The following is a 12,593-nucleotide window of genomic DNA, read 5'->3' as shown; positions in this document are numbered from 1 at the left end:
GTGCCGTCAGTGATCCTTCGACAACGGGACCCCCGCCATGACCGACGCCCTGACGCGTCTCCTCATCATCGCCCCACCGCCGAGCGAGCCCCGCCGCAAGGACTGGGGCGCGGTCGAGCGCACCCTGGGGGTCCGGCTCCCCGCCGACTACAAGGAGCTCGTCCACGTCTACGGAGGAAGCAACTGGGACGACTACCTGTACGTCCTGGAACCCGGCTGCCCCAACGAGAACTACGACCTGATCGCATGGGCGGAGAACCAGGCCGAAGACCTGGAAGGCCTGTGGGTATTCGAGAAGAAGCCGGCGGAACTGGAGCCCGACGGAGCCCACGTCGTCCCGTGGGCGACCACGGACAACGGAGAGTGCCTCTACTGGCTTGTCCGGCCGGGCCTCGAGCCGGACGAATGGACCGTCATGGTGAACGAGGCGCGCGGCGACCGATGGGAGCATTTCTCCGTGTCGTGCACGCGATTCCTCGCGTCCTGCCTCGACGGAGAGCTGCGGTCGGCCATCCTCGCTTCATCGTTCCCCCGCGCCGCACATGAGTTCCGCCGCCTCGGTGGGGTGTGACGCAGCGCCGGGTCTCACAGCTCACGAGCGATGAGGCGGACACGAACCCGGCGCGTGTCCGCGGCCGATCGGTCGGGCGGTGACGTCACAGGCCGCCGCCGGCACACCTCACCCCGTGCGCCTCAGCAGCGCCAGATACATCGCGTCCGTGCCGTGCAGATGCGGCCACAGCTGGATGTCCGGGCCCTCGCCGAGGGCCGGGACGTCCGGCATCAGGGGCCTCGCGTCCAGGAGTTCCGCCTCGACCGGGTCGCCTCCGCGGCCGCGCAGGACGTCGTCGACGACCACCCGCGTCTCGGCGAGGTGCGGCGAGCACGTCGCGTACCCCACCACTCCCCCGACCCGGACCGCGCTCAGCGCCTCGCGCAGCAGGGCGCGCTGGAGGGGTGCGAAGCCCTCCAGGTCCTCGGGGCGGCGGCGCCAGCGGGCTTCCGGGCGGCGGCGCAGGGCGCCGAGGCCCGTGCACGGGACGTCGACGAGCACCCGGTCGAACGTGCCGGGCAGCCACGGCGGGCGTGTGCCGTCCGCGGCGATGACCTGGTACGGGCCGGGGTTGCCCGCCAGCGCCCGCTCCACCAGGCGCGCGCGGTGCGGCTGCTTCTCGGCGGCCAGGAGCGAGGCACCACGCTGCGCCGCGAGCGCCGCCAGCAGGGCCGCCTTGCCGCCGGGACCCGCGCACGCGTCGAGCCAGCGCTCGTCGGAACCCTCCAGCGGCGCACCGGCCAGGGCGATCGCGACGAGCTGGCTGCCCTCGTCCTGCACGCCCGCCCGGCCCTCGCGTACCGCCTCCAGCGCGCCCGGCTCGCCGCCCTCCGCCATCCGTACGGCATACGGGGACCAGCGGCCCGGCAGCCCGGACTCCTCGCCCACCGCCGCCAGCAGCTCGTCCGTCGTGGAGCGGCCGGGCCGGGCGACGAGGGTCACCTCGGGACGCTCGTTGTCGGCCTCCAGCAGGTCCTCGATGCCGGCGCGGCCACCGCCGAGCGAGTCCCACAGTGCGGAGACGACCCACCGCGGGTGGGAGTGCACCACCGCGAGATGGTCCTCGGCGTCCTCGTCGTAGGGCGGGGCGACGCGCTCCACCCAGGTGTCGAGGTCGTCCTGCGAGATCTTGCGCAGCACGGCGTTGACGAACCTGGCGCGCCCGTCGCCGAGCACCACCCGCGCCAGCTCCACACTCGCCGAGACCGCGGCGTGCGTCGGAATACGGGTGCCGAGCAGCTGGTGGGCACCGAGCGCCAGGACATCGAGCACCGGCGGATCGACCTCACGCAGCGGCCGGTCGATACAGGTGGCGATGATCGCGTCGTAGGTGCCCTGCCGGCGCAACGTCCCGTACACCAGCTCCGTCGCCAGCGCCGCGTCCCGCGCGTCGAAGTCGCCCTGCTCGCGAGCCTTCTTCAGCAGCGGCGGCAGGACGAGGTTGGCGTACGCGTCCCGCTCGTCGACGGCCCGCAGTGCCTCGAAGGCGAGGATCCGCACCGGATCCTTCTTCGGGCGGCGGTAGGGCTTGGGGGTACGGCGACGTGCCTGCTCGTTCAAAGGTGCTCCGCGATCGAAAGGGTCCAACCCCCTCAGCCTACGTCGGCGACTCCGACGTGCTCACCGGGGGCGATGCGCACCCCGCGGGCCCAGTCGGCGGCGCGCATCGGCTTCTTGCCCTGCGGCTGGACCCAGAGCAGCTCGACGGCGTGGGACCCGGTGCCGACGTGGACGTTGTTCTTGCCGGCCGCGAGTTCACCGGGTGCGAGGTCGGTGCGGTCGGCGGCCGGCCGCGCGTTCACGATCTTGAGCCGCTCGCCGCGGAACTCCGTCCAGGCGCCCGGCGCCGGGGTGCAGGCACGGATGACGCGGTCCACCCGCAGCGCCGGGGCCCGCCAGTCGACGCGGGCGTCCTCGACGGTGATCTTCGGCGCCAGGGAGATGCCCTCCGCGGGCTGCGGCACGGCGCGCAGGCTGCCGTCCTCGATGCCGTCCATGGTCGCCGAGAGCAGCCCGGCGCCGGCGAACGCGAGCCGGGTGAGCAGATCGCCGCTGGTGTCGGTGGACCGCACCTGCTCGGTGATCACGCCGTAGACCGGGCCCGAGTCGAGGCCCTCCTCGATCAGGAAGGTGGCGGCGCCCGTCATGTCGTCGCCGGCGAGCAGGGCGTGCTGCACGGGCGCGGCACCGCGCCAGGCCGGGAGCAGCGAGAAGTGCAGGTTGACCCAGCCGCGTGCGGGCACGTCGAGGGCGACCTTCGGCAGCAGCGCGCCGTACGCGACAACGGGGCAGCAGTCGGGCGCGATCTCCCGCAGCCGGGCCAGGAAATCCTCGTCCCGCGGCTTGGCCGGCTTGAGCACCTCGATCCCGGCCTCTTCGGCGCGCTGCGCGACCGGACTGGCGACCATGTGCCGTCCGCGTCCCGCGGGCGCGTCGGGCCGGGTGACGACGGCGGCCACCTCGTGCCGCCCGGAGGCGATCAGGGCGTCCAGGGCGGGTACGGCGACCTCGGGGGTGCCTGCGAAGACGAGCTTCATGGGTGGCTGACTGCCTCTCAGGCTGGATGGTGCGGTGGGGAGGCGACGCGTGCGTCGACGAGCAGCACACCAGTCTATGGGCCCCTGACGCAGGGGGCGTACGGACCACCGCGCGCCCCGCGCATACGCGTCCACGCCCCCGAGGCGTGACCACATCGCCCGCTGGCGCGTTGGTCAAGAGAGATTGACCGAAGCGGGCCGCCAGGATGCGGCCCACCCCCTTTTCAACGCCGGTTCGAGAGGCTTGCCAATGGCCGACCACGCAACCCACGACGCCCAAGCCCGGGCGAGTCTGCATCTGTTGGTGCGGGACATCGAGCGGGTCCGCCGGCAGGTGGACGCATTGCGCACGCTCACCGCGCAGCTGGGCAATGTCTACCGGCCCCGCCGCTCCGGCCCCTCCGCGGGCTTCGTCGTCTACGGCAGGGCTCCCGCGCCGACCGTCCGTCTCGCCCAGGAGCTGCGGGACAGCGTCGAGACGCTGGTGACGGCGGCGGTGGACTTCGACCGCTCGCTGGGCTTCTCGTGGGACGCGGTCGGTTCGGCGCTCGGAGTCACCAAGCAGGCCGTCCACCGCCGGTACGGCGCCCGCAGGGCCACGCAGCAGGCGGCCGTCGACGGGGACCACGCCGTGGAGACGACGACGCGCACGCTCCCGCCGCCGGGAATCCCCTCGCCGGGGCTGCCGACGCCGGGACTGCCCGCGGTGCCCGCCGCCCGCACCATGCCGCCGCAGCCGACGGCCACCAGCCAATCCCTCCGGGAGGAGGCCCGCCCGAGCGCCTTCCCCGGCCCGCGCAACGGCTGATCCTCCGCCCCCGGCTGCTGCCCCCGCCCGCGAGGACGGGGGCAGCCGTCTGTCGTCACGTATGACCACGGGTGCGGCGGGACGCGCGGCAGCGAAAGGCCGGGCGCCGCCCGGGGCGGGCCCTCAGCCGATGTCCGGGGGGTCGATCCTGATCCGGACCTGGTCCGTACCCCCGCGTGCCATCCGGGCCGCCTGCGCCGCCTTCAGAGCGGCCGCGAGCGCCGCCCCGCTGCCCGGCGGGACACGCAGCAACGCCCGCTCCCAGGTCTCCCCCACCGGCGGATCGCCCGGTCGACGCGGCCGGCCGGGGTCCGCGACAGGCAGCGGTACGGGGCCCAGCACCTCCACATCGGGTGGAAGCCCGGCCGTCGCGATGAAGGCCGCCACGACGTCCGCCCGGCCGGTCACGGCCGCCATCCGCGACACGGGCGGGAATCCGAGCTCGGCCCGCTCGGCCAGTTCCCGCTGGGCATGACCGACGGGGTCCCAGCGGACGAGCGCCTGGACGGGCCGCAGGGTCGGTTCGGCGACGACGACCACGGTGCCGCCCTCGCTCTGGCCGCGCACCAGGGACGACGCGTCGATCCAGCGTCTGAGCGCGTCCTCGCCGGCGCGCAGATCGGGCCGCCCCAGCATCGCCCAGCCGTCGAGCAGCAGTGCCGCCGCGTAGCCGCCCTCGGCGACGGGCTCGGCACCCGGGGTGCTCACCACCAGCGCGGGCCGCGCCGGGACGGTGTCCAGCACATGATCGCGGCCCGAGGTGCGCACCGGGACAGCGGGAAAGGCCCGGCCGAGCTCCTCGGCGGTGCGCCGTGCACCCACGACGCTCGCCCGCAGCCGCGTGCCTCCGCAGGCCACGCAGTGCCACTCCGTGGCGCCGCGCCCGCACCAGCGGCAGGTCAGATCGCGCGCGTCCGGTGCTTCGAGAGGTCCCGAACAGTGCCGGCACCGGGCCGGGGTACGGCACCGCTCGCAGGCGAGGCGCGGCGCGTAGCCGCGCCGGGGCACCTGCACCAGCACCGGTCCGCTCTTCAGCCCCTCGCGCACGGCCTGCCAGGCCACGCTGGGCAGCCGCGCGGCCCGGGCGGCCTCGTCCCGTGCCAGGTCCTGGTCGCCGACCGTACGGACCAGTGGCGCGGCGCTGCGCACCTGCTCCCGGTCGGCGGCCAGCGGCAGCGCCCAGCCGCTCTCGACCAGCTGGGCGGCCTCCACCGTGCAGCTGGTGCTGCCCAGCAGGAACGCGCAGGTCTCGTGGGTGGCGCGGAGTTCCAGTACCTCTCGGACGTGCGGGAAGGGGGCGTTCTCGTCGCTGTGGCTGGAGTCGCCGTCGTCCCAGACGGCGACCAGTCCGAGGTCCTGCACGGGGGCGAACATCGCTGCCCGCGTCCCGACGACGGCCTTCACGGAGCCTCTGCGCACGGCGAGCCACTGGCGGTACCGCTTCTCGGGCCCGGACTCGGCGGTCAGCAGCGCATGCCGGCCGGCACCCAGCAGCCCGGTGAGCGCGGCGTCGACCCGAGCCGCACGCCGCCCGTCCGGCACGACCACCAGGGCGCCCCGGCCCGAGGCGAGGGTGGCGGCGACGGCACGCGCCAGCTCGTCGGGCCAGCCGGGCCCGGGCAGCGCGGTCCACACGGCCCGGGGTGTTCCGCCCGATGCCAGCGCCTCCAGGAACGCGGGCCCCCGGGCGTACCGCGTCCAGCTGCCGGGCTCCGGGACCGACGGTGCGGGCAGCGGGTCGGGCGACGGCTTGGACTCGGCCCGTCCGTTCCTCGGCGGGATCGCGAGCTGGAGCACGTCCGCGAGGCTCCCCGCGTACCGGTCGGCGACCGCACGCGCGAGGGCCAGCATCTGCGGGCCGAGCACGGGCTCGGGCGAGACGACATAGGCGAGCGCGGCGAGCGCCCCGCCGTAGTCGCTCTCGGCACGCCGCTCGATGAGGAAGCCGTCGATCAGACCGCCGCCCTCGCGCCGTCCGTCGCGCACCCGGTGCGCCCCGGCGCCGAAGCGCACGCGCACCCGCACCCCCGGCTGCGCGTCGGCGTCGAGCTCCTCGGGCACGGCGTAGTCGAAGTACTGGTCGAGGTGCAGCACGCCCTTGTTGACCATCACCCGTGCCACGGGCAGGTCCCGGGCGAGCGCGGCTCCCCGCCAGGTCCGCGGTTTGGCCTTGGGCACGTTGGCCTTGCGGACGGTCTCCCGGATGAGCGCAAGCTGCTCCGGCCCACCGGCGGCGGGCTCGTCGGGCTGCTCGTTGTCGCTGCTCACAGCCAAATTCCTACCAGATGCCACCGACAGCGGGCCCGGGCCGTGGTGCGGCCCAGGCGCACGGCCGAGGCCCGGCGCCCCGTGATGGGTGCCGGGCCTCGGGCCGTGCGGGAGATACGGGGGCTACAGGCCCGCGGCGGTACGCAGCGCGTCCACGCGGTCCGTGCGCTCCCAGGTGAAGTCCGCGAGCTCGCGGCCGAAGTGTCCGTACGCGGCCGTCTGCGCGTAGATCGGGCGCAGCAGGTCCAGGTCGCGGATGATCGCGGCCGGACGGAGGTCGAAGACCTCGCCGATGGACTGCTCGATCTTCTCGACGTCGACCGTCGCGGTGCCGAAGGTCTCGACGAAGAGACCGACGGGCTCGGCCTTGCCGATCGCGTACGCGACCTGGACCTCGCAGCGGGCGGCGAGGCCGGCGGCCACGACGTTCTTCGCGACCCAGCGCATGGCGTAGGCGGCCGAGCGGTCGACCTTGGACGGGTCCTTGCCGGAGAAGGCGCCGCCGCCATGACGGGCCATGCCGCCGTAGGTGTCGATGATGATCTTGCGGCCGGTGAGGCCGGCGTCGCCCATCGGGCCGCCGATCTCGAAGCGGCCGGTCGGGTTGACCAGCAGGCGGTAGCCGTCGGTGTCCAGCTTGATGCCGTCCTCGACGAGCTGCTTCAGCACGTGCTCGACGACGAACTCACGGATGTCGGGAGCGAGCAGCGAGTCCAGGTCGATGTCCGACGCGTGCTGCGAGGAGACGACGACGGTGTCCAGACGGACCGCCTTGTCGCCGTCGTACTCGATGGTGACCTGGGTCTTTCCGTCGGGGCGCAGGTACGGGATCGTCCCGTTCTTGCGGACCTCGGACAGACGGCGGGAGAGCCGGTGCGCCAGGTGGATCGGCAGCGGCATCAGCTCGGGCGTCTCGTCGCAGGCGTAGCCGAACATCAGGCCCTGGTCGCCGGCGCCCTGCTTGTCGAGCTCGTCCCCCTCCTCACCCTTGGCGGCACGCTCGACCCGCTTCTCGTACGCCGTGTCGACACCCTGCGCGATGTCCGGCGACTGCGCGCCGATGGAGACCGAGACTCCGCAGGACGCGCCGTCGAAGCCCTTCTTCGAGGAGTCGTAACCGATCTCGAGGATCTTGTTGCGCACGAGCGTGGGGATGTCGGCGTAGGCCTTGGTGGTCACCTCGCCGGCGACGTGCACCAGGCCGGTGGTGATCAGGGTCTCCACGGCGACGCGGGACGTCGGGTCCTCGCGCAGCAGTGCGTCGAGGATGGTGTCGCTGATCTGGTCAGCGATCTTGTCGGGGTGACCCTCGGTCACGGACTCCGAGGTGAAGAGACGGCGGGACACATCGCTCCCTGGGGTTGCAGCGGCTGCTGGCTGATCATTGGCGGACCGGCAGGGGGCTGCGCCCCGCGACGTTCCATGGGCAGTTTATCCGTCGACCTCCTCCGGCAGTCCACCTGTCTCGCTCCGTGGGAGTCCGATGGGACCACTCTCACCTGCGGCGGAGGGGTGACAGCAGGGCAGGAGGGCCGGATTTCACCGCCGGTACGCCGGGTTTGGCCGATTTTCGCCCAGCTGTCGATCCGCCATCAAGAATTCATCCGAGCCTGGGGGCCACCAGGTCCCAGACGATGTCCGCGAGGGCCTCCTTGGGCCCGTACGGCACGGGTGTCTCGCCGCCGTCCGCGGTGAGGACCACCGCTTCGTTCTCCTCCGAGCCGAAGGTCTTGCGCTCGCCGACCTCGTTGACCACGAGCAGGTCGCAGCCCTTGCGGCGGAGCTTGTCGCGGCCGTTGGCGAGGACGTCGTCGGTCTCGGCGGCGAAGCCCACGATCACCTGATCGGCTCGGGCCCGTTCGTGGCTGATCTCGGCGAGGATGTCGGGGTTGCGGACCAGAGCGATGGGCGCGGGCTCCTGCCCGTCCTTCTTCTTGATCTTGCCGGAGGCGTAGGCGGCGGGCCGGAAATCGGCCACCGCGGCGGCCATCACGACCGCGTCGGCGTCCGCGGCGGCCTTGATCACGGCCTCCCGCAGTTGCACGGCCGTGCCGACGTGGACGACATCGCACCCCGCGGGATCGGTCATCCCGGTATTGGCCTCGATGAGCGTGACCCGGGCACCGCGGGCCGCGGCCGTCCGGGCGAGGGCGTACCCCTGCTTGCCGGAGGAGCGATTGCCCAGGTACCGGACCGGGTCGAGCGGCTCGCGCGTGCCGCCGGCGCTGACGACGACATGGCGGCCGGCCAGATCCGGCTCGGCCGCGCCGCGGGCGAGCACTCGGCGGCACACCTCGAAGATCTCGCCCGGGTCGGGCAGCCGGCCCTTGCCGGTGTCGACCCCGGTCAGCCGTCCCACCGCGGGCTCGACGACCACGGCGCCACGGCGCCGGAGCGTCGCCACGTTCTCCTGGGTCGCGGGGTGCTCCCACATCTCCGTGTGCATCGCGGGGGCGAAGACCACGGGACAGCGGGCGGTGAGGAGCGTGTTGGTGAGGAGGTCGTCGGCGATCCCGTGCGCGGCCTTGGCCAGCATGTCGGCGGTGGCGGGCGCCACCACGACGAGGTCGGCGCCCTGGCCGATGCGGACGTGCGGGACCTCGTGGACGTCGGACCAGACCTCGGTCGAGACGGGGTGACCGGAGAGCGCCGACCAGGTCACCGCGCCGACGAAGTGCAGGGCGGACGCGGTCGGCACCACCCGTACGTCGTGGCCCGACTCGGTCAGCCTCCGCAGCAGCTCGCACGCCTTGTACGCGGCGATGCCACCGCTGACCCCCAGAACGACCTTCGGCTTGTCCACTGCGTCTCCCCGCATTCGGCTCGCTTCCCTCCCATGACACACCACAGGCCCGGCGGATGTTCCGCCGGGCCTGTGATGAAAGTACCGCTACGCCTTACTGGGCCGGGCCCTCAATGGCCTCGGAGGTCAGCAGACCCGCGTTGATCTCGCGCAGGGCGATCGAGAGCGGCTTCTCGTGGACGTGGGTGTCAACGAGCGGACCGACGTACTCGAGCAGGCCTTCGCCGAGCTGCGAGTAGTACGCGTTGATCTGACGCGCGCGCTTGGCCGCGTAGATCACGAGGCTGTACTTCGAGTCCGTGGCCTCGAGCAGCTCGTCGATCGGCGGGTTGATGATGCCCTCGGGCGTGGAAATGGAAGAGGACACGCTCTACCTTCCGACAGATGGGAAAAAGCGAAAACGGTGCTGGGACCCGGAACTCACTGCCCGGAATCCGAAGAAGACACCGCCATCAAGGCTAGCAGCTCGCGCGACACGTCCTCGACGGAGGTGTTGACCAGTGTGGTGTCGAACTCCGACTCGGCGGCCAGCTCGACCTTCGCGACCGTCAGCCGGCGCTCGATCACCTCGGTCGACTCGGTACCGCGGCCCGTGAGACGGCGGACCAGCTCGTCCCAGCTGGGCGGGGCGAGGAAGACCAGCTGGGAGTCCGTCATGGACTCCTTCACCTGCCTCGCGCCCTGGAGGTCGATCTCCAGCAGCACGGGCTCACCCGCCTCCAGGCGGTCGTGCACGGCACGGCGCGGCGTGCCGTAGCGGTTGCCCGCGAACTCGGCCCATTCGAGCAGCTCACCGTTGGCGATCAGCTTGTCGAATTCCTCGTCGGAGACGAAGAAATACTGAACGCCGTGACGCTCGCCGGGACGCGGCTTTCTGGTGGTCGCCGACACCGAGAGCCAGACCTCGGGGTGGACCTTGCGCATATGCGCGACGACCGTGCTCTTACCGACCCCGGAGGGGCCGGAGAGCACGGTCAGCCGCGGACGTACCTCTGCTGCCATGCAGCGATTATCCAGGTTCCCGGGGGTGCCCGGAAACGTCAGGCGGCACCGCCGCCGAACTCGCGCTCGAGAGAGGCGATCTGGTTGGAGCCGAGACCGCGCACTCGGCGGCTCTCGGAGATGCCGAGCCGCTCCATGATCTGCTTGGCGCGGACCTTGCCGACGCCGGGCAGGGACTCGAGCAGGGCGGAGACCTTCATCTTGCCGATGACGTCGTTCTCCTGGCCCTGCTTGATGACCTCGTGGAGCGAGGCGCCGGAGTGCTTGAGTCGATTTTTGACCTCGGCCCGCTCCCGGCGAGCCGCGGCGGCCTTTTCGAGCGCGGCTGCGCGCTGTTCAGGGGTAAGGGGCGGAAGAGCCACGCCTACGTCACCTCGGATGTCGAACTGTCGGATACGGACCGGTGAGGAACCTAGTCGCCCCACACCAGGCGAGCAACGAGCAACGCACTGCACGTTCGCTCTTCGACGGAGACTAGCGGCCATCACCGCTCCAGTCAGCGAGAACAGCGGAAAAGTCCTGGTCAGCATCGATCGACCAGGACTTTTCGGGCATATCGCCCCTGATTTCGGCCAAAGATCTGTCAACAAGCCCCGGACGGGAGTGGTGATGAGGTCGCAGGTCGACGCGCCGGAGCGGTTCTAAACCCCCGAAACGGCCGAACGGACCTCGTCCGCGAAGCGTTCGGCCGACGCGCGCAGCGCCGCCGGGTCGGGTCCGTGCCGCAGTACGCCCCGGCTCACATTGGGCACCACATTGCGCACCGCGGCGCCGAAGACCTTCGGCAGATCGGCGGCCGTCGCGCCCTGGGCGCCGATTCCGGGGGCCAGCAGCGGACCGTTGACGGCGAGGTCGAACGACGACAGATCACCGAGCGTCGCGCCGACGACCGCTCCGAACGATCCCATCGGGGTCTGTCCGGCGTTCTCGGCGGCCAGGTGGGCGAGCATCGTCGCGCCGATGCTGCGGCCGTCCTCGCGTACCGCGCGCTGGACCTCCGCGCCCTCCGGGTTGGAGGTGAGGGCGAGGACGAACAGTCCGGTCCCGCTCTCCCGGGCGAGATCGACAGCCGGCTTCAGCGAGCCGTAGCCGAGATACGGGGACACCGTCAGCGCGTCGGAGAACAGGGGCGCGCCCTTGCGCAGGAAGGTCTCGGCGTACGCGGCCATGGTGGAGCCGATGTCGCCGCGCTTGGCGTCCATCACGACCAGCGCGCCGGCCGCGCGCAGATCCACCACCGCGCGCTCCAGAACGGCGATGCCCCGGGAGCCGAAGCGCTCGAAGAAGGCGCTCTGCGGCTTGAAGACGGCGACATGCTCGCCCAGCGCCTCGACGACCGTCCGGGTGAAGCGCTCCAGGCCCGCGATGTCGTCGCCGAGCCCCCACTCGCTCAGCAGCGACGCGTGCGGGTCGATGCCGACGCACAGCGGCCCGCGCTCGTCCATCGCGGCCCGCAGCCGGGTGCCGAAGGGTTCCAGAGGGCTCATGCGTTCGCCTTTCGGGTGTCGGCGCCGACGGCCTCGGCGAGGCTGGCGTAGGGGCTGGTGGCCAGGCGGGCGGCCAGGCCCTTGTGGATCGCGCGGCTCCACAGGGGGCCCTCGTAGATGAAGGCGCTGTACCCCTGGACGAGCGTGGCACCGGCGAGGATGCGCTGCCAGGCGTCCTCGGCGTTCTCGATGCCGCCGACTCCGACCAGCGTGATCCGGTCGCCGACGCGCGCGTACAGCCGTCGCAGCACCTCCAGCGAGCGCGCCTTGACCGGGGCGCCGGACAGTCCGCCGGTCTCCTTGACCAGGGCCGGGTCGGAGGTGAGCCCGAGGCCCTCGCGGGCGATGGTGGTGTTGGTGGCGATGATGCCGTCGAGGCCGAGTTCCACGGCGAGGTCGGCGACGGCGTCGACGTCCTCGTCCGCCAGATCCGGAGCGATCTTGACGAGCAGCGGGACGCGGCGGTCGGTGACGGTGCGGTCGGCCGCCTCGCGTACGGCGGTCAGCAGCGGGCGCAGCGCCTCGGTGGCCTGGAGATTGCGCAGGCCTGGGGTGTTCGGCGAGGAGACGTTCACGACGAGGTAGTCGGCGTGGCGGGCCAGGCGCTCGGTGGAGGTCACGTAGTCGCCGACCGCCTCCTCCTCGGGGACGACCTTGGTCTTGCCGATGTTGACGCCCACGGTGGTCCGGAAGACGGCCTTCCGCGCGGCGAGACGTTCGGCGACGGCGGCCGAGCCCTCGTTGTTGAACCCCATCCGGTTGATCAGGGCGCGGTCCGGTACGAGCCGGAAGAGGCGCTGCTTGGGGTTGCCCGGCTGGGCCTGGGCCGTGACCGTGCCGATCTCGATGTGGTCGAAGCCGAGCATCGACATGCCGTCGATGGCGACGGCGTTCTTGTCGAACCCCGCCGCGAGTCCGAACGGCCCGTGCATACGCAGTCCGAGCGCCTCGGTGCGCAGCTCCTTGTGGCGGGGCGCGAGCACGGCGGCGACGAAGGTGCGCAGAACGGGGACGCGGGCTGCAAGCCGGATCCAGCGGAACGCCAGATGGTGCGCCTGCTCCGGATCCATCCGCCGGAAGACGAGACGGAAGAAGAACGTGTACATGGTGGTGTCCTCGGGGGCCTCATGAAGAG

12 protein-coding genes are annotated in these 12,593 nt (G+C 72.2%); 2 read left to right on the top strand and 10 right to left on the bottom strand.

Annotation, left to right across the window (positions count from 1 at the left end; translation table 11 throughout):
- The first annotated feature begins 37 nt into the window (after nucleotides 1-37).
- Complete coding sequence (locus tag RPQ07_RS30840; RefSeq protein WP_313947492.1) at nucleotides 38-571, top strand: SMI1/KNR4 family protein; 534 nt, start codon at nucleotides 38-40, stop codon at nucleotides 569-571.
- A 108-nt stretch (nucleotides 572-679) separates the two neighbouring features.
- Here the strand turns inward: RPQ07_RS30840 and RPQ07_RS30835 are convergent, their stop codons facing one another.
- Both RPQ07_RS30835 and fmt read right to left on the bottom strand, forming a co-directional pair.
- Nucleotides 680-2,113 carry an RsmB/NOP family class I SAM-dependent RNA methyltransferase gene (locus RPQ07_RS30835; RefSeq protein WP_313947491.1) on the bottom strand — a complete coding sequence of 478 codons (1,434 nt, stop codon included), beginning with the start codon at nucleotides 2,111-2,113 and terminating at the stop codon, nucleotides 680-682.
- A gap of 32 nt (nucleotides 2,114-2,145) precedes the next feature.
- Entirely contained in the window at nucleotides 2,146-3,090 is a 945-nt protein-coding gene (gene fmt / locus RPQ07_RS30830) for a methionyl-tRNA formyltransferase (protein ID WP_313947490.1), read from the bottom strand.
- A 250-nt stretch (nucleotides 3,091-3,340) separates the two neighbouring features.
- Here fmt and RPQ07_RS30825 point away from each other — a divergent pair, with 250 nt between their 5' ends.
- Entirely contained in the window at nucleotides 3,341-3,898 is a 558-nt protein-coding gene (locus RPQ07_RS30825) for a hypothetical protein (protein ID WP_313947489.1), read from the top strand.
- 123 nt (nucleotides 3,899-4,021) lie between these two features.
- On the opposite strand, the gene RPQ07_RS30820 is transcribed toward RPQ07_RS30825, so the two are convergent.
- The 8 genes from RPQ07_RS30820 to RPQ07_RS30785 form a co-directional block, all read right to left on the bottom strand.
- Nucleotides 4,022-6,166: a primosomal protein N' gene (locus tag RPQ07_RS30820; protein ID WP_313947488.1), complete on the bottom strand. Its 2,145-nt coding sequence runs from the start codon at nucleotides 6,164-6,166 to the stop codon at nucleotides 4,022-4,024.
- Between the two features lie 123 nt (nucleotides 6,167-6,289).
- Nucleotides 6,290-7,513: a methionine adenosyltransferase gene (gene metK / locus RPQ07_RS30815; protein WP_313947487.1), complete on the bottom strand. Its 1,224-nt coding sequence runs from the start codon at nucleotides 7,511-7,513 to the stop codon at nucleotides 6,290-6,292.
- A gap of 253 nt (nucleotides 7,514-7,766) precedes the next feature.
- The gene (gene coaBC, locus RPQ07_RS30810) at nucleotides 7,767-8,984 is read right to left on the bottom strand and encodes a bifunctional phosphopantothenoylcysteine decarboxylase/phosphopantothenate--cysteine ligase CoaBC (protein WP_313947486.1); all 1,218 of its coding nucleotides are present in this window, start codon (nucleotides 8,982-8,984) and stop codon (nucleotides 7,767-7,769) included.
- A 79-nt stretch (nucleotides 8,985-9,063) separates the two neighbouring features.
- A complete protein-coding gene (rpoZ, locus tag RPQ07_RS30805; RefSeq protein ID WP_028814064.1) occupies nucleotides 9,064-9,336 on the bottom strand; it encodes a DNA-directed RNA polymerase subunit omega in 273 nt (90 codons plus the stop codon).
- Between the two features lie 53 nt (nucleotides 9,337-9,389).
- Nucleotides 9,390-9,971: a guanylate kinase gene (gene gmk, locus RPQ07_RS30800; RefSeq protein ID WP_313947485.1), complete on the bottom strand. Its 582-nt coding sequence runs from the start codon at nucleotides 9,969-9,971 to the stop codon at nucleotides 9,390-9,392.
- 38 nt (nucleotides 9,972-10,009) lie between these two features.
- Entirely contained in the window at nucleotides 10,010-10,333 is a 324-nt protein-coding gene (locus RPQ07_RS30795) for an integration host factor (protein WP_005319887.1), read from the bottom strand.
- 279 nt (nucleotides 10,334-10,612) lie between these two features.
- Nucleotides 10,613-11,458: an orotidine-5'-phosphate decarboxylase gene (gene pyrF / locus RPQ07_RS30790; protein WP_313947484.1), complete on the bottom strand. Its 846-nt coding sequence runs from the start codon at nucleotides 11,456-11,458 to the stop codon at nucleotides 10,613-10,615.
- Nucleotides 11,455-12,564: a quinone-dependent dihydroorotate dehydrogenase gene (locus RPQ07_RS30785; protein ID WP_313947483.1), complete on the bottom strand. Its 1,110-nt coding sequence runs from the start codon at nucleotides 12,562-12,564 to the stop codon at nucleotides 11,455-11,457. Before RPQ07_RS30785 ends, pyrF begins: the two co-directional genes overlap by 4 nt.
- Nucleotides 12,565-12,593: the final 29 nt, after the last annotated feature.

It is taken from the genome of Streptomyces sp. AM8-1-1 (assembly GCF_032229325.1).
Taxonomy (GTDB): Bacteria; Actinomycetota; Actinomycetes; order Streptomycetales; family Streptomycetaceae; genus Streptomyces; species Streptomyces achmelvichensis.
This window is presented reverse-complemented; position numbering and strand designations above follow the sequence as displayed.

Bases quoted from the DNA above. Each gene is read 5' to 3' on its own strand.
- RPQ07_RS30840 (WP_313947492.1), top strand. From the start codon at position 38: ATGACCGACGCCCTGACGCGTCTCCTCATCATCGCCCCACCGCCGAGC.
- fmt (WP_313947490.1), bottom strand. From the start codon at position 3,090: ATGAAGCTCGTCTTCGCAGGCACCCCCGAGGTCGCCGTACCCGCCCTG.
- RPQ07_RS30825 (WP_313947489.1), top strand. From the start codon at position 3,341: ATGGCCGACCACGCAACCCACGACGCCCAAGCCCGGGCGAGTCTGCAT.
- coaBC (WP_313947486.1), bottom strand. From the start codon at position 8,984: ATGCGGGGAGACGCAGTGGACAAGCCGAAGGTCGTTCTGGGGGTCAGC.
- gmk (WP_313947485.1), bottom strand. From the start codon at position 9,971: ATGGCAGCAGAGGTACGTCCGCGGCTGACCGTGCTCTCCGGCCCCTCC.
- pyrF (WP_313947484.1), bottom strand. From the start codon at position 11,458: ATGAGCCCTCTGGAACCCTTCGGCACCCGGCTGCGGGCCGCGATGGAC.
- RPQ07_RS30785 (WP_313947483.1), bottom strand. From the start codon at position 12,564: ATGTACACGTTCTTCTTCCGTCTCGTCTTCCGGCGGATGGATCCGGAG.